Raw genomic sequence first — 19304 nt, 5'->3', positions numbered from 1 at the left:
TAGCAATGCTTAGCGTAACCGCAAATGGCGCCACCGTTCCAGCCCTCGGCTTCGGTACTTTCCGAATGCCCGGCGCAGACGTGCTCAGGATCGTTCCTCATGCCCTGAAAGTGGGTTTCCGCCACGTGGACACTGCCCAAATCTACGGCAACGAGGCCGAGGTCGGCGAGGCGATTGCCGGCTCGGCCGTGGCACGCGGCGATATCTTCCTGACCACCAAGGTCTGGGTCGAGAACTACAAGCACGATGCCTTCATCAGGTCCGTTGACGAAAGCCTGAAGAAGCTGAAGACCGACTACGTCGACCTTCTGCTGCTGCACTGGCCGAACCAAGCCGTCTCACTCGCGGAACAAATCGGCGCGCTGAACGAAGTGAAGGAAGCGGGCAAGGTTCGCCACATCGGTGTTTCCAATTTCAATACCGCTCTGGTGGCCGAATCCGTCAAGCTCTCCAAGGCGCCGCTCGTCACCAACCAGGTCGAGTACCACCCCTATCTAAACCAGGACGTGGTGATCGCGGCGGCCAAGAAGGCCGGCATGTCGGTGACAGGCTATTACGGCATGGCCGATGGCAAGGTCTTTGCCGATCCCGTCCTGAGGGACATCGGCGCCACGCATGGCAAGTCTGTGGCGCAGGTCGTTTTGCGTTGGCTTATCCAGCAGGAGGGTGTCATCGCGCTTTCCAAAACGGTCGGTGAGGCTCGCGCCGCTGAGAACTTTGCCATTTTCGACTTCGCCCTGTCCGCCGAAGAAATGGCAGCCATCCACGGTTTGGCGAAGGCCGATGGCCGGACCGTTTCGCCAGACGGTCTGGCACCGGTCTGGGACAAGGCTGCCTGATACCGAGGGAGGGGCCGACGGCCCCTCCGAGCCTTAGGATAACATCGCGGTCTGCGGATTGCTCGAAACTGGAGAGTGACATGAGCCGATTCCACTTTGCCGGACGCACCTTCGAGGTCAACTACGGCGATCTCGTTGCGACCAACACCTATGCGGCTGACAAGAACAACTTGACCTACGAAATCACCGGCGGTTCACTCAAGGGTGCGACCGCAAAGGTCGCCTTCGAGTGGAAGGAGCTCGATGGAGGGAACTTCGTCATTTCTTGGCAAGAGGCTGACGGTTCGACCGTCGTCCATATCGATAACTTCGAGAAGGGTTCCTCGCTGACCTTTTTTACTACCCCTATCGGGCTTTTATCGCTTTCCGGATCGCTGCGCGAACTCGCCGACTAGGAGTAATTGCTCATCAAAGAAATATGCTCGGTAGGCCACGAGCATATTTTCTTTGCAGGTATGACACTGTCGGCCCTCTATGCCGCGAGATGTTCGACCGAGAAAATTGAAAGAGCCTGGGTCAATCGGCTCGCCTCCTGAGCAAGATGGGCGATTGCTGCGGTTGTTTCCTCGACCATCGCGGCATTCTGTTGTGTCACCTGATCCATCTGTCCAATTGCAGCGTTCACTTCTGTGAGACTTGACGTTTGTAGTTGGGCAGAGCGCGCGATTTCTTCCATTTGAGAGTTCATGCTATCGATGTAGACGCCAATCGCTCTCAAAGCGTCGCCCGCTTGTTTGACTAGGTTGACCCCGATGATGATCTCATGGTTGGAGTCGGAGATAAGTTGGGTGACCTCTCGCGCAGCTACTTCGGAACGCTGCGCGAGTTGTCGCACTTCTTGTGCGACTACCGCAAATCCCTTTCCTGCCTCGCCCGCGCGGGCGGCCTCAACGCCAGCATTTAATGCGAGCAGGTTCGTCTGGAACGCGATCTGATCGATCGCACTTATGATGCCAGACATTTGTTGCGAGGATGCCTCGATGCGGCTCATTGCTGAAATTGCCAAGTCGACAACAGCCTCAGACTGGCTTGCGGATTGGTTTGCGGCAATTGCAACGGACCGTGCTTGGTCAGCCATCGCTGAGGTTGTTCCTACGTTTCGGGTAACATCGCTCAGTGCGGCTGCCGTTTCTTCTAGTCTCGCAGCTTGATGCTCCGTGCGTCGGGAAAGATCATTAGTCCCTGCACTAATTTCGGAAGTTGTCGAGTCGATAACCTTGGCGACAGCCGAGATGCTCATCAGCATAGTTCCCAACTGCTCAACCGACTGATTGAAATCGCCACGTAGGCCTTCGAATTCGGATGAAAAGGGCTCGTTGAGCTTGGTTGCAAGTGTACCGGACGCCAAGTGACGCAAACCTGACGCCAGACCGGAAGTAGCCTTCGCGAGTCTTGCTTGAGCGTCAGCCTCCGCCCGCTGCTGGACCCGCACCCGCTCGGACTCGGCGCTAATGCGCGTATCTCTTGCTTCGCTTTCGAGGCGACGTCGCTCGATTGCGGATTCTCGAAAAATAGCCAATGCGTCCGCCATGTCACCGATCTCGTCACGGCGGCTCGCGTACGGTATCACTGTGTTCAGCTTATCCTCGGACAGTGCGCGCATTGAGCTTGCTAGTGAGAGTACCGGGAGGATCGCTCTTTTTCTGAGCAAGGCGAGGCCACCAACCAGAAAAGCGATCGAAAGCAAAGCTACTGCTGTCCCTGCTCTTTTTAGAAATTGACTCTGGCTTTCCGATAGGGCTTCGCCATTTTGAACCACAACTCGGGTCAGTTTCATCAGGTCATCCATCGTCTTCTGATGACGGGCGAAGGTGTCCTTAAGTGCGATACCTGCAGTAGCGATCGCTGGCTGGTCCTTGTCTCGAATTGCCGGAATGAGTTTGTCCATCACAACAGACCAGAATGCCTCCGTGTCAGGAACAACGTCCTTGTTTAGCTTGCTGCGAAGGTCTGATGGCAGTGTTGTTGAGCTCAGCCAGAATGCCTTGCGTCCAAGATAAGCCGCGTGCAGCGTTTCGAGTTGTTGCAGATTGTTCTCGCTGGTGCGGTGGTAGACAAAAGATTCCATCGCGATCGCATAGGGTTGCAGCAAGTTGAGGGAGGGAGGGACTATCTCCGCAATGAACTCCCGGTTTTGCGAAAGGTCCCTATACTCCGCGCTGCCGACCGAATGGGTATTGAGGGCGTAGGCCTGTAGAGTAAGCGACGCGGCGGAAGTTAATGTAACCACTGCGCCTAAAACTAGGACCAGCATGCGTAGGGGCATATGCATGACGTTTCCTCCTGTTGTCGTGCAAACTAAATTAAGGAAATACAATTTATTTCGTATAAGAATACTTAAAAATGAATTTTATTTGACTGCTTGAGAGCAGCTGTCTTATAAGCGAAGACGCACTTCTGCGTTCCTTCCGGGTGTATTGGCAGAATGTTGTCGTTGGCTCAAACCCCTTGCTATAACCGCATCTCCAAAGATCGCTGGAAACGCGTTGCGAGTAGCGCCTGACGTTTTGGTTGCATAGGAATGATTGGCGGCAGCGTTTTCTTGGCAGTTCCACAATAGAGTCTTACGCCGCAATGTGTCGCAGGCTCGCCGGTTCCATAAGCTGCGTTATCCCGAAGTGTGGTATTGTAATACCGCGAGGATGTTTGGGAGGTCCATAATAGAACCTACGCCACAAAGTTCGAAATTTCAGACGCTTGCGCTGTTTTATTTTCCGGAACATCGTCCGAATCCCATCAAGAGCGGCAAGCGCTCGTCGCCATGTCGCCGGCCTCTTATTCGACCGCCACAACATCACGGCCGTCTGGCCGGAGAGCCGCCGGACCAACCCTGCCGTCCGCGCTTTCCTTGATGCGATGGTAGAGCTGCTCTGAGCGAGACGGGCCGCTTCAGTCCATGAAAGCCATTCTGGAGAAGTAGGCTATGTCGATTTACGTGGGCCCTTGTCGATGAGCAGCGCGCATTTGATGCGTCAGCGGTTCGAATACCTTCAAGAGCATCATTTTTTAAAACGGCTTAAGTAGCTCGGCCGCATCAGTCCCGAGCGCTTTGGCGAGCTTGTCGACGACTTCGATGGTAGGGCTGTAGACTGCTCTCTCCAGTGAGCTAACGTACGTTCGATCGATGTCAGCTTTGTAGGCGAGGTCCTCCTGCGACAGGCCCTTGGCCTGACGCATCCGCCTCAAGTTTCGCGCGAATGTCTCCCGAATTTCCATCGAAGCAGGAAAATTCTTGTGGAGTATTTCTCCACGGAGTATACTCTACAAAATCGCTGTCGAGTGATTTTATTGGCCTGGAGGAGCACAACAAGTGGAACTGCGCCAACTCTCCTACTTCAAAGCAGTGGCCGAGGAACTGCACTTCGGCCGGGCAGCAGCCAGGATGCGCATTGCCCAGCCGGCCTTAAGCAACCATGTGATGTCGCTGGAAAGGGAACTTGGCTGCCCGCTGTTCATCCGCTCGACCAGAAGGGTGGAACTGACCAGGGCAGGAGAAACCTTCTACGATCGCTGTGTGCGGATCCTGAGCGACATCGACCTGACCACCGAACTGACCCGGGCAGCCGGCGGCAGCCGCATCCGCCAGATCAGGATCGGCAGCATCTATCCGGCCACCATGGGCATGCTGCCAACCTTCCTTGCCAAGATCGCCCGCAAGTATCCCGATGTCCGCATCCACATCGCGTCGGGCAATACCGGCGAGATCATCCGTGGCCTGGAGACCGGCCAGCTCAATCTAGGCTTCATCCGCCCGGTGGAAAACATCGGCTCCTTGCGCTTCGTCTCGCTTGCGCATGAGCGCTACTACCTGGCGGTTGGCCATGCCAATCCACTGGTAGCCAGGGACGAGATCAGCATCGATGATCTGCGCACTCAGAAGATCATCGCCTTCAACCGGCAGAACCTGTCCTTTTCGGAACGATACTTCAATGAGAAGTTCGCCGACAACGACCTCACCGCCAACATTGCCTTCAGCTGCGATGACACCTATGCGCTGGTGTCGCTGGTCTCTGCCGGGCTTGGCATCGGCTTTGCACCGGAGTGGACGCTTGATCTTCCCAATCGCGGCTTTGAACTGAAGAAGGTAAGCGGGATCGACTTCCGGATCGGCCTTGGCATTGCCTGGAGCAAGGAGGATCCAACCGCTGGCCGCGACGACATCGTCGACATCGCACGGTCGCTGGCAAGGCGCGGCTGACAACATAGCCTAGTCTGATGCCAGGGCGGTCGGTGCAGGGCACACTGGTTAGCGCTGGCCGAGGCCAATGGCACTTAGTGACGTGATACCGCCGGGCTGAGTACCAGGAGGCTGAGGATCTCGAACAGAACCTGAGCGCCACCGTGTGCCGTATTCGTCGTGCTGTCGGTTTTGCTGTCGGCGAGCTAAATCCACACACCCGCTGTCTCGTCATGCCAGCCTGATTGGGCATTATGAAAAGTTGGGCTTGCGCGAGAGGCGGCGGGATCACAGATTGAGGCATCATCATAAGCAAAGGGCGGGAACGATGAGCGGCAATTTCTTTCAACCGGTCGATGCTGCCGAAGTTCCGCGGTTTGCCGGACATTCAACCTTCATGCGTCTGCCCGCCGTGCAGACCGCGATCGGGCTTGATATCGCCCTTGTCGGCATTCCCTGGGACGGCGGGACGACGAACAGGGCAGGCGCACGGCACGGGCCGCGGGAGGTTCGCAATCAGTCAAGCCTCATGCGGCGCGTACACCATGTCTCGGGCACCGCGCCTTTCAGCATCGCGAACGTCGCAGATGTCGGCGATCTTTCCGTGAACCCGATCGATCTTACCGACGGCCTCGATCGCATCAGAAAGGGAATGGATACGATCGTCGCCGCCGGTGCCATTCCGCTGTCGGTCGGGGGAGACCATTTGACAACGCTGCCCGTGCTACGTGCCGTGGCAAAAAACAGACCGGTCGGCCTGATTCATTTTGATGCGCACTCTGACACCAACGATCGCTATTTCGGTGACAACCCCTATACGCACGGAACACCGTTCCGTCGCGCGATCGAGGAGGGGCTGCTCGACCCGAAACGAATCGTTCAGATCGGAATTCGAGGGTCGATCTATGATCCGGGCGAGCATGACTGGGCGAAAGAGCAGGGCATCCGGATCATCTACATGGAGGAGTTTGTCACCCGCGGCGCAGACGACGTGATGCGCGAGGCGCGAGAAATCGCCGGTGGCCTGCCGACTTACGTTACCTTTGATATCGACTGCATCGATCCATCCATGGCGCCGGGAACCGGAACACCCGAGGCCGGCGGCTTCACGACCCGTGAGGCGCAGCAAATGATCCGTCTGCTTGCCGGAGTTGAGATCGTGGGCGCCGACGTTGTCGAAGTCGCGCCGCCATTTGACCTCGCCGGCATGACGGCACTTGCCGGCGCCACCATGATGTTCGAACTTCTCTGCGTCATTGCCAAACAGGTTGGTGTTCGGCGCGATGCTGCCGGCGTCCCCGATCACCGGCCATCCGCTCGCTAGGGGCGGATGCCGGCCTCGCCCGATAGCCGTCGGTAGCCGCCACGCCAGTAGAGCAACGGCTCGACATCGTCACGCGTTTTAATCGCGCAAACGTGACCGATAAGGATCGCGTGCGAATGGTGGTTTAGTACGGTTTCAAGTTCGCAGTCGATAACCGTCAGCGCATCTTTCAGCGCGGGCGTGCCGGTCGAAAGACTATACCATTGCGCGTCCTGATAGCGCTCGACCCCTCGCCGCCCATCGAAGCCGGCGAAGGACTGCGCGATATGCTGCTGATCGACGGCAAGCACATTGACGCAGAAGCGGCGATACCGTTCAACCACAGGCCAGGAGGATGACCCGCGATTGAGGCTGACGATTACCGAGGGCTGCTCGGCGGAAAGGGACGAAACCGATGTCGCGGTAAAGCCTGTCCGCTCGTCGCGTTCGCCTACGGTGATGACGCTCACCGCGCCGGCCAGGTGGCGCATAGACAGCTTGAACGCAGATTGATCGACGACAGGTCGGCTTGTCATCTCTGGCATCCGCTCTCTCCTTGGTTAGCCTGTGGCTTGCGCCTTTGCGAAACGATTGGCCGGCATCGAAAGGCCGAGGTTGTCCCGTAGCGTCTTGCCCTCATATTCTTCCCGGAAAAGTCCGCGCCGGCGCAATTCCGGCAGAACGAGTTTCACAAAATCGTCGAGGCTGGATGGCAGCGTCGGGAACATCAGGATGAAACCATCTGCCGCACGGGTCTCGAACCACTCCTCCATGAAGTCGGCAATCTGTGTCGGCGTGCCGGTGATGCCATTGCCTGTGTGCTTCTCGGCGTAGTGGCGGACCAATTCACCGACGGTACGACCGCTCTTTACGAAATCGGTGAGTTCCTCAAACAGCGCCCGCGACCCCTTGGGTTCCGTCGGCAATCGATCCATCGGAAACGGCTTATCCAACGGGACGCCGCTCAGATCCGCTTCGAGGAACTCGGAAAGCATCAAGCGACCGACGTCCGGATGCATCAAGTCGACAAGGTATTTGACCTTCGCCTGCGCCTCGGCTTCCGTTTCTCCCACGTTCAGCACGACGCCGGGCATGATCTTGAGGTCGTCAGGGTTACGTCCGTAGGCCGGCATACGTCCCTTGACGTTTTCGTAGAATGCGCGGTTTCGCTCGATGTTCGAGGCGAGGCTGAAAACGATCTCGGCCGTGCGTGCTGCCATGTCCATGCCGGGCTCCGAGCCGCCGGCCTGCGCGATGACCGGCCGGCCCTGCGGCGAGCGCGCAATGTTCAGCGGCCCACGCACCTGGAAGTGCTTGCCCTTGTGATTGAGCGTATGGTGCTTGGTCTTGTCATAGTAGACACCGCTCTCGCGATCGAGCAGCAACGCGCCGTCCTCGAAGCTGTCCCAGAGACCAAAGACGACATCCACAAACTCGTTGCCTCGCTCATAGCGTAGCGCGTGCGGATCCAGCCCCTCACGATTGAAATTGTAGCCCGTCTCGTCGTGGTCCGAAGTAACGACGTTCCAGCATACCCGCCCGTGGCTCAGATGGTCGATTGAGGCAAATAGCCGAGCGACGTTGTAGGGCTCGTAGTAGCTAGTCGATACAGTGGCGACGAGACCGAGCTTCTCCGTCGTCACCGCAAGCGCGGCGAGCAACGACAATGGCTCGAAACGGTTCATCTTGGTCGGGATGCGGGCGAGAGCATCCGGGTCGCCGACGGCGGCGGCCGGAGAATCGGCCATGAACATGAAATCGAGTTTCGCCGCTTCTGATTGCTTGGCAACATCGAGCAGGTGGCTAAAATCGTTGGCGCCATGGACGTCGCTTGCCGGATGCAGCCATGAGGCCGGGTGAAAGCCGAATGTATAGACGAATGTACCCAGTTTCATCTTGTCGGTACGCGCCATGCCATTCTCCAGTGGGATTGGTTCTTTGATTGCCCAAGGTAACGCCACGCGACTTTCTTCATCAATAACGCAACGCTGACTTCCGTTTTAGTTTTTCTAAAGAGTCGCAGGTGCGGAGATTTGCGCCTGCCGCCGCCGTGGTGATACCGCCGCGCGTTTTATTTGACTCAATTTCGCATGTAACTGACCCTTTTCGCATCGTAGGGATGAGCAAGCAATCGATTGCTGCGGAGAGGAGCCAGTCTCACGGTTCGTCGCTGTCGGAAGAGAGGCTCGGGGGCGTTGCCTCTGGAGACTCCCGAGCCTCCCTTCCTCTGGCGTTCGAGCTTGCCGCAATAGCTGCTCGGTCCCCGCGGCCCGCCATCTCGGGTCAGGTCGCGACGATAGCCATGGTTTCATACTAGGCAAGTTCGACGTCATGGAAACGTATTCTTAGGCGATGGGTTAACGCCGGAACCTTGAGCGTCGCGGGTTCAGAAGGGGTCCTGCTCATAGCCCAGCCACTCACTCAAATGTGGAATCGATTTGTGGGTCGGTTCCACATTTCTGAGTGATGACTGTTTGCGGCCCCAATCGACCGCTGGCTCTTGAAAAACCCAAGTTGTTAGGTTATTTTGGAGCATGGTCACCGTTCTCCGCGAAGCAGGAATGCGATTTGTCATTTACACGGATGACCACGAACCGGCGCACACCCATGTCTATGGAGATGGGGAAGCCCGCATCAATATCCTCGATCTCACCGTGATATCAAACCGGGGAATGAAGAAGCGGGATTTGAGCGTAGCCCTTGCCATTGTTCAGGCGAACAAGCGCCTGTTCATCGAAAAGTGGGAGAGTATCCATGGGTGAAGTTGTCTTTGAAGATCGTCACTACCGAGAAGCTACCGTGAAGGGGGAGGCAGAACGCGCCCGCGCGCCCATTCCGGCATCAGCTCGTTTCGATGAGGCATCCGGCCGCATCGTCGTGGATTTCACCAACGGCGCTGCGTTCATGGTGCCTGCCCGATCGATACAGGGCCTGGAGAATGCAACCGTTGCGCAGTTGGCGGAGGTAGGGCTTCTCGGCGAGACCGGCCTGCATTGGGAAAGCCTGGACGTGGATTTTACTATCGCCGGGTTGATGAACGGCATATTTGGCAATGCGAAGTTCATGGACGCGCAGCGCCGAGGCGGTCAATCCCGTTCAACGGCCAAGGTAGAGGCAAGCCGTGCCAACGGTGCCAAGGGCGGACGCCCCCGGAAGAACGGCTAGGCGCTTGCAGATGGCTGGCGCCTAGCCCGGCCGTCACGAGCGTTCAACGACGTTGCCACCTGGACCGAAGACCCAGTCGCAAATCGTTCGCTGCCGCGATAGGTTCCGGCGTGGACAAAACGTCCGCCTGGGGCCCAACCCGGTCTTCTACTGTGGGCAAGGACACGCCCGCAATTTGCGCGTAGTTGTCATCGCAATTCACGGCCGAAGGCAGGCCCGATCCGGCGTGACCATCTATGACCCAAATAGAACTCGACTATGCACCGGCTGTCGAAGCCCTCACGCCGGTGCTCCACAACCTGCCACGCAAAATCGTCGCGATCGGCGGATTGCCGGGTGTCGGTAAGACACCCTTGGTCGATACCTCGCCTACCGCTTCAACGTCTCGCTCATCGAGACCGATCTGTTCCTCATCCCCAATCAGGGGAAGATGGTCTACCGCGAGGACTGGATCAATCAGGTTGTCGGCTCACGACTCGATAAGGACGACCCAAAATGGCGGCGTGCAGTTATCATCGAAGGTTCCACCGTCTTGCGCCTTCTCGCTAGCCTTGGGCGCGAGCCTGACTTTATCATCCATGTCGTCAACAACGAAGCGCCCGAGAGCAACGGCGCATTGGCCAAAGACCTGAAAAGCTATGACGCCAAGTATGCGCCAGCCTCGAAGGCTGACATAACTCTAAAGTTCTCAGTTTAACCGGAGGAAGTTTCATAATCCCCATCCCGAAAACTATCCCTGCTACACAGCGATGAAGAAGACCTCCGTGCCAAGTCCATTTCGCTCATCGAGGCAAGGGAGGACATGTCGCTCCACGTCTTGATGATCGAGCGGTGCATGGACACGCTACTATACGATCGCGGGAACACGCCAGACATGAGGATCGGAAGAAAGCGGGCTAGAGACGCCTGCAACCATCACCTGGTTGCGGCCGAGTCGCTTCGCGGAGTAGAGCGCTTGGTCGGCGTGTTCCATGGCGATCTTCATTTGGTCATCCAACCCATTCACCGTCGCGATGCCGAAGCTGGCGGTAATCTGTCGGTGGATCCCTTTCGATTGCCAATCCATCCGGCCGAGGCGTGTTCTGAGCGTTTCAGCAAGTGTAGTCGCGTGCTCAAGCGAGCTTGCTGGAAGATAAACGATGAATTCTTCGCCGCCGAACCGTGCTGCGCATCCGTTGCGACCCATGACGCCTTCGATCTCCGCGCCCAATTCGATAAGGGCGCGATCGCCCGCAGCGTGCCCGAAGCGATCATTGATCTCCTTAAAGTGGTCTAAGTCACAGATCACGACAGCACCTTCGCTATCCGCGCGATACATACGCACGGCCTGCTTTTCAAAGCCACGACGATTTAGAAGTCCCGTGAGAGGATCTCTCTCAGAAGTATCCCTGTGCCGATCTATCGCTTTGGATGCCATGGCACCCAAAGCAGCGAAAGGAAACGAAAGGCCAATAGTTATTGTCGTGATATGGACGGCCAAGTTGTAAGTGGAGTCCGCGAAGTCCGCCAACTGGTCGCTGGATTCGAAGAAGAAGGTGAAAAGGAATGTTCGCGCCAGGGTATCAACTACAATGAGAGCGGCGGTAACAACCAAGGCAATGTCAGCAGCGCGGTGTGCCTTCGAGGCGACGGCGAATACAGCAGCTCCCAGCACGCATGCGAACGCGAAATCAGTAAGAAAAAGTTGGTGCTTCAGGCTCTCCATAACGAAAACGAATTGGCAAAGCAGGAGGGTGTAGCCGGTGACGAACGTCCGATGCCAAAATTTTGAGTTGGGCACCCGAAAGTGCAATCTTATGGCAATGCTGTAGCAACAAGCCGCCCCCATAAAAATCATTCCGGACACAAAGGCATCAAATTTCGGTTCAATCGGAAACGTAGAAATTACGAAGCCTAATCCCGCCTGCGCGAACGCAGCACTCCAATGCCAAGTATCCACGATACCAATACGCCACAGGAGGAGGAAAGCGATCGCAATCACCCCGAGGAGCGCGGGAGGCAAGAAGTAGATTATATCGCTGGTCTCCATGATGCCTGCACATCCCAGAATTTCGGTTGCGTCGCACCTCTTGTAGTTGTGATGGCTTAAGGCTTCATTGAATTTCTCGGCGGAATTTCATTATCCAACCTGGCGCCTAGTGACGCCGATATGAGCCTACACACAGGCTAGAGGCACAGGGAATACAGTCGTTAAGGTGCCGAACAGAACCCACTGGGAACCTGGCTGAACGAATGCCAGGCTCCACAATCTAGTGGCAATCATGAATGTGTTAGACGCGCCGGTCTGGTTGACTGGCGGTTAAGGTAACTAAGTAGGGGGCGGATAAGATCCGTCCCCCTCTGCTGGGACACAAAGGAAGGAAGGGACTCAATCGGCGTTTTTGGCTTGAGGCCACGGCCTTCACAGTTCAATCGCTTCGACCAGATTGTCGTGCGGAGGCTGCGGTGTTGTTTGACGTGGTTCTGGCGCTGGCCTCGTAACGTTGGGTACTTGAACGCCTGCCGCTGGCTCGTTCTGCTGTGGTGCAGATGCCTGGGGAACACCGGCATCCTGCATGGCAACGATCATATCACCGCAGGACTTTAGTGAGACAATCGCGTCAAGCGACCCCTTGAGATTATAGACTCCCATGCCAACGATGTTGATGGATTTTGCCTTGGCCCATCCATACAAGTCCGCATTGGTCAGGCTATCGATCATGATCTGATCTTTGCCGATAGCCCGACCAATATAGGTGCCGGACGAACCGAGCGAGGTAACCACGGACACCTTGTATTGGTTACCCGCAGTCATGTTGGCCGACCGCGATGCTAGTGATAGGAACCAACCCTTGGTGTCGATGCCAAATAAAATCTGATCACCCGTTCTCGGATACGCAGTATGCGCAATGCACCTGATGTCTTGGGGATAAGCCATGACAATCCAGTGTTTGGTTTGCTTATAGACCACTCCGTCACCGCCGAGAGCTGGTGTGACGGTCGCGGCTGCAGCTGTCACGGCAAGCACGAATGCGGCGATTGTGTTCTTCAACACTTATACGTCCCTTCCTGAGAGGTTGCGTTTCTTTTCGTACTGCGCGATGCGGACTCGAAGCTCGGCAGGGCGGCCAGAGCGTTCGGTATTGTCCTCGATCTAACTGAGCCTTCTTGGATCAGGTCTAGTCGTGTGATTGGAAGGCGCGCGGGCTCCCCTACCGTCGCATTGACAAGTGGAAAGCCGAGAGAACATCAGCAAGATGGTTGGCGGCCAGAAGCAAATCTCTGGCGGCAGGGCACAATAATTGGCGACGCAAAGCGGAGACAGGAGAGCGCTAGCGGCGCTCACTCTGGTAGATTTAGCGGCGACGAACCACATTAGATATCGTGGGACGTTGTTGGGAGATGTGCCGTGACAGAGAAGTCCATTCGTTTCGAAGCGGTCACTGTCGCAGCGGTCGCAACGTTACCGCCACGGGATTGAAAGAAGACTGTCGACGCATTGCTATCGCGAATGGCCTTGTAGAAGTCCGCGATGTCATCAGAGCTTTCGAACTCGCTACCTACGACAAGGAAATGTGCCCCCGTGGACTGAGATCGCACCGCGGGCTGGAAATTCCGAAGAAGGAATGAGGTCGAAACGTTCTACGGAGGGCGCTACTGTCACGTGCCGCGCAGCGGATGAGTATCACGGAATTCAATGAGTTAGCTGACTCGAATGTAGCGCTCGGCGTCAAACGCTGACTTCCGTTTCTAGTTTTTCTAAAGAGTCGCAGGTGCGGAGATTTGCGCCTGCCGCCGCGAGATCGCCATGACCCAGTCGCGAAACTCCGAGCCATAAGGCTTTTGCAGCGCGGAGCGGTCCCAAGCAAGGAAGTAACTCTCGCGCAACGGCATTCTGATATCGACCGGTATCACCAATGTCTGCGCTTCCAGTTCGTCGGCGATCATCGACATCTGGGCGAGCACGATTCCGCGCTTGTTGATGGCGGCGTCGATGGCGCTGCTCGAGAGGGTAAAGGACAAGCCGGAGGGAGGACCTTTGAAGCTCGCCCCGATCTTCTCAGCGAATTCCGCCCAGCTGGGATAGGGTGTGAAATGCCGTTCCCACTCGACATGCAGCAGCGGATAGGACAGGAGATCGGCGGCCGTCAAATTCCTGCCATCCGTCAGGGCAGGGGAGCACACTGGAACAACCCAGTCGCGAAACAGCTCGGCATAGTGATCGTGCTGCAGAACGTCCGACCCGTAGCTGACCCGGAAATCAACCTCGTCGAAGCCCATTCGCGGCTCCCTGTCGCGGCCGGTCAGCCTGACGTGAGCGTCTGGATGGAGCACTTGCCAGTCAAAAATGCGCCTGCCGATCCATTTGTTGACGACCGACGACAGCGCGCTGAGAACGAGCGCATTTTCGTTGCGCGCCCGTTCGAGCACCTGCTGGGCGAGCGCAAACTGCTCAAAGCCCTTCGATATTTCCCGATGATAGAGCCGGCCCCACTGCGTTAGCTCCACCGTCCGTCCACTTCGCTCCACAAGGGTGATGCCGAGAAAGCTCTCAACTTTGCGGATCTGCTGGCTGATGGCGCCCGCAGACACGTTCAGTTCCGCGGCAGCCGCCATCACGCTCCCGCAGCGCCCGACCGCTTCGAATGCCTGCAGACCTTTCAGCGGAATTCCCCGAAACTTCTGTTCCTCGCTCACCACACTTCCCCATGGCTCCCGACGTTACGCAGGTTTTTCGGCCGGATGAAAGATGCCGGCAAACTGAAAGCGATCTCCGGGATGCGTGATCTCGACATAGGTCACCATGCGATCATTCTGCCACGTCTGACGAATGAGGTTCAGGCACGGCTCGCCACGATCGATCTCAAGAATGCGCGCGGTCGCAGCATCGGCCGAGACCGCCCGTATCACATGCTTGGCCCTGGACCACGGCACTTGGGAGAGGAGCCATTTTGCCGGAGGCGCGGTCGCGAAGCTCTCGTCTCTTGCGAGCGGGACTGTGTCCAGCAGTATGATACGACGTTCAACTGCGGTGGGCTTCCCATCGACGATATGCAGACATTGGATCCTGAGGACTTCGGCTCCCGACAGACTGTCCAACTGTGCGGCCTCGACCGAGCTCAGGGTCTCGATCTTTCGTGTCAGTATCTCGTAGCGATGCTCATAGCCCGCCAAGGTCGCCTCGGTGCCGATATCCTGGATTTCCATGACCGTGCGGTCGATCTGCGGCGAGGCAACAAATGAGCCGGCTTTGCGCTTGCGTACGACAAGCCCGCGGTCGACCAGTGCCGTCATCGCCTTGCTTACCGTCATGCGCGAACAGCTGTAGTCGTCGACGAGGTCATGCTCTCTCGGGATCCGATGGCCGGGACGCCAGTCCCCGGCCAGGATCTTCGCCTCTATATCCTTGAATATCCTGAGATAAATTGGCTCCAAGACGCGACCCCATCATGCCGCTGGCGAAACGATACAGACGCGAAACTCGCGCCCCGAGGAAGCCGGTCGGCACAAAAATTGCGTCCATCGACTTTGACGTTGACACCTTAGGCTAGCGCATATCTATTTGTATAGTCAAAAGCGGATCATAGAAATCCGTGTCACGGGACTGAAATCGGGAACTCGAACGCATCCACGGGTGCGAAAACTGGAGAGATGACAATCATGATCGCACGTTCACTGCTGAAGGGCCTCGTCGGCGCTGCCTTTCTGGTTGGGGCGACGCTGTCGGCGCACGCCGCCGATACGCTTGCCGCCGTCAAGGAAGCCGGCACGCTGAAGGTCGGTACGGAAACCGCCTTTGCGCCGTTTGATTTTATCGATGCCGGCGATCATGCTGGCCTGAACGTTGATCTTTTTGCCGAGATCGGCAAGGAGCTGGGCGTCAAGATTGAGTGGGTAGCGCTTCCTTGGGATGGCGTCTTCCCGGCGCTCGAAGCCGGCAAGTTCGATGTTGTGGCCGGTCCTGCAACCATTACCAAAAAGCGCATGGAGCGTTACCGCTTCACGCCGCCGATTGCCGAAGCGACCATCGCAATCCTGAAGAAAGCCGGTGACACGACCATCAGCAAGCCGGACGATATCGCCGGGAAGACGATCGGTGTCGGCAAGGCTACCTCGCAGCTCGATCAGTTGAAGGAATTCTCGGCAACGCTGCCTTCCAAGGTGGATATACGCGAATACCCCGCTTTCACTGAATCCTATGCCGATCTCGCCGCCGGTCGTATTGCCGGTGTCGCCAACTCGCTGCCGAACATCGCCTTCGTCGCCAAGCAGCGCGAGGGAACGTTTGAGGTCGTGCTGCCACCATTCGGCAAGAAGTCCTACTTCGGCTTCATTGGCCTGAAGGATGCCGACCATGCGCCGCTGATGGACGCGATCGATGCAGCACTGCTGGAGATCAAGGCTGATGGCCGTATGGCCGAGCTCCAGAAGAAGTGGTTTGGCGCCACCTTCGAAACGCCCGATGCCGTCAAGGACCCTGCGTTCTGATAGAAGACGATCGTTGATTGCGCCCCTTCCAGGGCGCAATCAAAGACGCCATCGTGCCTCCATGACAGCCAGGCGGGCAAAAGCCGGACATGTCCATCAAACTCTTTGAACTGCTTCTCTACGCGTCGATCTACACGGTGCTGATAAGCGTCGTGTCTATTTTGATCGGCTTTGCCATCGCGATCTTTCTTTCGGGCTTGCTGCTGTCGAGGAAGGCTATCTTCGTCGTTCCTGCACAAATCTTCATCAGTTTCTTTCGCGGCGTGCCGCTGCTTGTGCAACTGCTGCTTATCTACAATATGTTGCCTGCAATCGGGCTGAACGTACCGAGCATCGTCGCAGCCATTATCGGACTGTCGCTTTGCACCGCGGCCTATCAGGCGGAAAACATGCGCGGCGGATTTGCCAGCGTCCCCGTCGGCCTCGTGGAGTCGGCCGAGATGGTCGGCTTGACGCCGGGGCAGATCTTCCGCCGTATCAAAGCGCCCATCGCACTGAGGCTGACGTTCCCTGCCTTGGTCAACGAGGCGATCCTGATCCTCAAGGCCTCGTCGCTGGTTTCCGTCGTGGGCGTCGTCGAATTGACCCGCATGGCGCAGGATCTTGCCGGCAGCACCTTCCTGCCATTGCAGATCTTTGCTGCTGCGGGCCTCATCTATCTTGCGATCAATTGGTTGGTGGCCCTTGCCGGCGGCCTCATCGAGCGCTCTCTTCCGGGATTACCGCGATGACCTTTGACATCAACGTCATCCTCGACCAATTGCCGGCGATCACAAGCGGCGCCGGCGTGACGATCCTGATCTGGGTTGTCGGCACGATTGCGGCGGCGATCCTGGGGTTCTTCGTGGCTGTGGGTCGGCGCTTCGGTGGAGTGCTTCTCGACAAGGCCCTCGGCTTTGTCGTCGCGGTCTTGCGCGGGACGCCATTCCTCATCCAGATCTTTCTCGTCTACTATGGAGGTCCCTTCATTGGCCTGTCTCTCGATCCCCTGCCGGCGGGCTTGATCGGCATCTCGATCTACGGCGCCGCCTACTATAGCGAGATCTTTCGATCCGGCTTCATGGCGGTTCCCAGGGGCCACATCGAGGCCGGCGAATGCGTGGGCCTGACACAGGGGCAGATCATCCGGCGTATCCTGTTGCCTGAGATGACCATGCTCGTGCTGCCTCCGTCTTTGAACATGGCAGTTCTTCTGATGAAGGAAACGGCCGTCCTTTCGATCATCACCGTTCCCGAGTTGACAGCAACACTGAGCGCGATCGGAGCACAGCAATATGCCTTCGTCGAAGCACTCTCGGTGCTGGCACTCTTCTATTGGGTGCTCGTCGAGATCACCGGCCGGCTTGGCCGCCTCGTAGAAACGAAATTCACCAGATTCAGGTTTTTCAACGCATGAGCCTCCCAGCGATCGCAGTCAAGAATCTCGTCAAGAAGTTTGGGGAGACGACAGTCCTCCAGAACATCGACCTCGAGATCCCGCAAGGCCAGGTCTCCTGCCTGATAGGCCCCTCAGGCTCCGGCAAGAGCACGCTTCTTCGTTGCATGGCCTTTCTCGAGGAAGCAACGTCTGGAACCATCACAATCAATGGCGAGATCCTGGGTTTCACCGAAAATGCCAAGGGCCTACGGGAGCGCGTCGCTCCCGCCGCTAACCGTGCGATCCGCGCCCAGATCGGCATGGTGTTCCAGCAGTTTAATCTCTGGCCGCACATGACTGCGCTCGGAAATGTGAGCGAGGCACTGAAGACCGTCCAGAAGATGAGCCGCAAGGATGCTGAAGAACGAGCCATGGCGCAACTTGTGAAAGTCGGTCTTGAGGCCCGGGCAGGGCACTATCCGTCGCAGCTTTCCGGTGGACAGCAGCAGCGCGTGGCCATCGCCCGGGCGCTTGCCCTCAAGCCGAAGATCATGCTTTTCGACGAGCCGACATCCTCCCTCGACCCGGAACTGACCGGCGAAGTGCTGAACGTCATGCGCGATCTCGCCGCCGAGGGAATGACGATGGTCGTCGTGTCGCACGAGATCGGCTTTGCGGCCACCGTCGGGCAGCAGATCACGTTCCTCGACCACGGTAGAATCGTCTTCACAGGGCCCCCGCAGGAGGTCTTCAGGAAGCCGCGCAATGCTCGGCTTGAGCAGTTCCTCGACACCTATCTTGATCGCGGAGCGTCGATGTTGCTGTGAAGGCGCCGAGCCCTGCGCTCATTCATTCGATGTCATCTACGTGAACGCCCACCCAACGGCCCCATGCCACAGGCAGTGCACCGACGATATCGTCGGCATCTCAGGGTCGCTGGCAAGACGCGGCTGACAGCATAGCCTGACCGGATGCCAGGGACGATCGGTGCCGGCGCGATATCTTGGGTAGCACGCCAAGGCGCCGGTCGTGTGGGTGATTGCCGCCTGAACCTGTTGATCCGCTTGAAACGGCGTCCCCCGCGTCCTGCTGCGGCTTTGGGTCCTGCCAGGCTCGCACTGGCCGCAACGGCGTTGCCGTCCTCCACTGGCGTTTCGGCCCTTCGGGTGCCGGCCAGCGCTTGAAGCCCGGCTTTTGGACCGCCGTAGCAGGTCGCGATGGTCGCGACCCCAAAGCGGAGGTTCAAACATGACAAGGCAGCAAACCAGCCAACGGTCCGACATCCACGGCCGCATCACCGACAAGATCATTGCCGCTCTCGAACAGGGTGTCCGTCCCTGGATCCAACCCTGGCATAACGCTTATCCGTCCGATCCGGTCTCGCGACCGCTGCGCTTCAATGGCGCACCCTATTCAGGGATCAACGTCATTCTGCTCTGGTCGGAGGCAATCGCCCGCGGCTTCTCGTCCTCGACCTGGATGACATTCCGCCAGGCGCTCGAACTTGGCGGCGCGGTTCGCAAGGGCGAAAGCGGAACGACCGTCGTCTTTGCCAGCTCGATCATCCGTACCGAAACCGCTGATGGCGGCGATGACGTCGAACGCTCCATCCCCTTCATGAAAGCCTACACCGTCTTCAATGCCGATCAGATCGATGGCCTCGATGCCCGGGTCCAACCAACAGCAAGCCTGTCCGATCCATTCGAGCGCCTCGCTGAGGCCGGTCGCTTCTTTGCCAACACCGGCGCCATGATCCGTCATGGCGGCTCGTCGGCCTATTACGCCGCGGGCCACGACTATATTCAGATGCCGCACTACGACGCCTTCCGGGACGACGCCTGTTACTTGGCCATCATCTGTCACGAATTGACGCATTATGCCGTGGGCCGGATTATGCCGCATGACCGAGTTTAGCCGTTGTCGAGCCTCGTTTCGGCCATGCGGTAGTTCGGCATAATCAGAGCGCTTCGAGGAAGGCCAGCAGTTCGTCGTTCG

19 protein-coding genes and 2 pseudogenes are annotated in these 19304 nt (G+C 57.6%); 13 read left to right on the top strand and 8 right to left on the bottom strand.

The genetic code is table 11. The features are described from left to right. The first annotated feature begins 5 nt into the window (after positions 1-5). Entirely contained in the window at positions 6-839 is an 834-nt protein-coding gene (locus tag IB244_RS26075) for an aldo/keto reductase (protein ID WP_192306157.1), read from the top strand. Between the two features lie 80 nt (positions 840-919). Continuing rightward, entirely contained in the window at positions 920-1234 is a 315-nt protein-coding gene (locus tag IB244_RS26070; protein WP_192306155.1) for a MoaF-related domain-containing protein, read from the top strand. A 77-nt stretch (positions 1235-1311) separates the two neighbouring features. On the opposite strand, the gene IB244_RS26065 is transcribed toward IB244_RS26070, so the two are convergent. Beyond that, positions 1312-3111 carry a methyl-accepting chemotaxis protein gene (locus tag IB244_RS26065; protein WP_192306154.1) on the bottom strand — a complete coding sequence of 600 codons (1800 nt, stop codon included), beginning with the start codon at positions 3109-3111 and terminating at the stop codon, positions 1312-1314. 509 nt (positions 3112-3620) lie between these two features. Here IB244_RS26065 and IB244_RS32560 point away from each other — a divergent pair. Further along, positions 3621-3713 (top strand): annotated as a pseudogene (locus IB244_RS32560) (LysR family transcriptional regulator); the annotation flags it as partial. A 132-nt stretch (positions 3714-3845) separates the two neighbouring features. On the opposite strand, the gene IB244_RS26060 reads toward IB244_RS32560, so the two are convergent. Then, positions 3846-4055 carry a helix-turn-helix domain-containing protein gene (locus IB244_RS26060; RefSeq protein WP_018855775.1) on the bottom strand — a complete coding sequence of 70 codons (210 nt, stop codon included), beginning with the start codon at positions 4053-4055 and terminating at the stop codon, positions 3846-3848. Between the two features lie 94 nt (positions 4056-4149). Here IB244_RS26060 and IB244_RS26055 point away from each other — a divergent pair, with 94 nt between their 5' ends. Beyond that, positions 4150-5037: a LysR family transcriptional regulator gene (locus tag IB244_RS26055; protein WP_192306152.1), complete on the top strand. Its 888-nt coding sequence runs from the start codon at positions 4150-4152 to the stop codon at positions 5035-5037. Between the two features lie 307 nt (positions 5038-5344). After that, on the top strand, positions 5345-6340 hold the full coding sequence (gene speB / locus IB244_RS26050) for an agmatinase (RefSeq protein ID WP_192306150.1): 996 nt from the start codon (positions 5345-5347) through the stop codon (positions 6338-6340). On the opposite strand, the gene IB244_RS26045 is transcribed toward speB, so the two are convergent. Together IB244_RS26045 and IB244_RS26040 are read right to left on the bottom strand one after the other, a co-directional pair. Then, the gene (locus tag IB244_RS26045; RefSeq protein WP_113469813.1) at positions 6337-6855 is read right to left on the bottom strand and encodes a flavin reductase family protein; all 519 of its coding nucleotides are present in this window, start codon (positions 6853-6855) and stop codon (positions 6337-6339) included. The two genes, speB and IB244_RS26045, sit on opposite strands and share 4 nt — an antisense overlap. Before the next feature lie 24 nt (positions 6856-6879). Then, a complete protein-coding gene (locus IB244_RS26040; RefSeq protein ID WP_113469810.1) occupies positions 6880-8232 on the bottom strand; it encodes an LLM class flavin-dependent oxidoreductase in 1353 nt (450 codons plus the stop codon). A gap of 648 nt (positions 8233-8880) precedes the next feature. Between IB244_RS26040 and IB244_RS26035 the strand changes: the two genes are divergently transcribed. The 3 genes from IB244_RS26035 (at position 8881) to IB244_RS26025 (ending at position 10181) form a co-directional block, all read left to right on the top strand. Then, positions 8881-9081 carry a DUF4160 domain-containing protein gene (locus tag IB244_RS26035; RefSeq protein WP_062369716.1) on the top strand — a complete coding sequence of 67 codons (201 nt, stop codon included), beginning with the start codon at positions 8881-8883 and terminating at the stop codon, positions 9079-9081. Further along, on the top strand, positions 9074-9484 hold the full coding sequence (locus tag IB244_RS26030) for a DUF2442 domain-containing protein (protein WP_113163172.1): 411 nt from the start codon (positions 9074-9076) through the stop codon (positions 9482-9484). The genes IB244_RS26035 and IB244_RS26030 overlap by 8 nt, the downstream gene beginning before the upstream one ends. 430 nt (positions 9485-9914) lie before the next feature. Next, positions 9915-10181, top strand: coding sequence for a hypothetical protein (locus tag IB244_RS26025; RefSeq protein WP_192306148.1), 267 nt, complete (start codon positions 9915-9917; stop codon positions 10179-10181). Positions 10182-10331: 150 nt separating this feature from the next. Here IB244_RS26025 and IB244_RS26020 read toward each other — a convergent pair whose 3' ends face one another. From IB244_RS26020 to IB244_RS26005, 4 genes are all read right to left on the bottom strand, one after another. Continuing rightward, positions 10332-11513, bottom strand: coding sequence for a GGDEF domain-containing protein (locus IB244_RS26020; protein ID WP_192306146.1), 1182 nt, complete (start codon positions 11511-11513; stop codon positions 10332-10334). A 372-nt stretch (positions 11514-11885) separates the two neighbouring features. Continuing rightward, positions 11886-12518 (bottom strand): hypothetical protein, encoded by a 633-nt coding sequence (locus tag IB244_RS26015; protein WP_192306144.1) that lies wholly within the window; start codon positions 12516-12518, stop codon positions 11886-11888. A 704-nt stretch (positions 12519-13222) separates the two neighbouring features. Further along, positions 13223-14161, bottom strand: coding sequence for a LysR substrate-binding domain-containing protein (locus IB244_RS26010; RefSeq protein ID WP_112649765.1), 939 nt, complete (start codon positions 14159-14161; stop codon positions 13223-13225). A gap of 24 nt (positions 14162-14185) precedes the next feature. Next, on the bottom strand, positions 14186-14899 hold the full coding sequence (locus IB244_RS26005; RefSeq protein WP_192306142.1) for a UTRA domain-containing protein: 714 nt from the start codon (positions 14897-14899) through the stop codon (positions 14186-14188). A gap of 225 nt (positions 14900-15124) precedes the next feature. Between IB244_RS26005 and IB244_RS26000 the strand changes: the two genes are divergently transcribed. The 5 genes and pseudogenes from IB244_RS26000 to IB244_RS25980 form a co-directional block, all read left to right on the top strand. After that, positions 15125-15952 (top strand): transporter substrate-binding domain-containing protein, encoded by an 828-nt coding sequence (locus IB244_RS26000; protein WP_192306140.1) that lies wholly within the window; start codon positions 15125-15127, stop codon positions 15950-15952. 89 nt (positions 15953-16041) lie between these two features. After that, positions 16042-16683, top strand: coding sequence for an amino acid ABC transporter permease (locus tag IB244_RS25995; RefSeq protein WP_192306138.1), 642 nt, complete (start codon positions 16042-16044; stop codon positions 16681-16683). Continuing rightward, positions 16680-17348: an amino acid ABC transporter permease gene (locus IB244_RS25990; protein WP_192306136.1), complete on the top strand. Its 669-nt coding sequence runs from the start codon at positions 16680-16682 to the stop codon at positions 17346-17348. Before IB244_RS25995 ends, IB244_RS25990 begins: the two co-directional genes overlap by 4 nt. Further along, complete coding sequence (locus IB244_RS25985) at positions 17345-18136, top strand: amino acid ABC transporter ATP-binding protein (RefSeq protein ID WP_192306134.1); 792 nt, start codon at positions 17345-17347, stop codon at positions 18134-18136. Before IB244_RS25990 ends, IB244_RS25985 begins: the two co-directional genes overlap by 4 nt. A gap of 421 nt (positions 18137-18557) precedes the next feature. Beyond that, positions 18558-19187 (top strand): annotated as a pseudogene (locus IB244_RS25980) (ArdC family protein); the annotation flags it as partial. Positions 19188-19304: the final 117 nt, after the last annotated feature.

This window comes from Rhizobium sp. RHZ02 (genome assembly GCF_014851575.1).
GTDB classification, from domain to species: domain Bacteria; phylum Pseudomonadota; class Alphaproteobacteria; order Rhizobiales; family Rhizobiaceae; genus Rhizobium; species Rhizobium altiplani.
This window is presented reverse-complemented; position numbering and strand designations above follow the sequence as displayed.